General features: G+C 68.4%; 1 protein-coding gene. It reads left to right on the forward strand.

Features of this window, described 5'->3' with window-relative positions:
• The coding region (locus tag NLU14_RS22425; RefSeq protein WP_275710775.1) for a hypothetical protein at positions 1-256 on the forward strand (256 nt) is incomplete at both ends.

Below are 256 nucleotides of genomic sequence, written 5' to 3' on the forward strand. Positions count from 1 at the left end.
GCTCGATTGCCACGGCCGCCGGCCTGGACGCCAATGCCGACGCTTCCGTCGTGCTGGCCGGCGTCACCACGCTCGCCAAGGGCAAGGCCGACGATACGCTCGTGGTCGCGCTCCAGAGCCAGGTCGCGACCCTCTCGACCCAGCTCGAATCGGTGCAGACCGACGCCAAGAAGAAGGCGGCGACCGCCTTCGTCGATGCGGCGATCGACGCGCTCAAGCCCGGCGTGAAGCCGATGCGCGAGACGTACATCTCCAT

It is taken from the genome of Marinobacter iranensis, from assembly GCF_029207565.1.
Taxonomy (GTDB): Bacteria; Pseudomonadota; Gammaproteobacteria; order Pseudomonadales; family Oleiphilaceae; genus Marinobacter; species Marinobacter iranensis.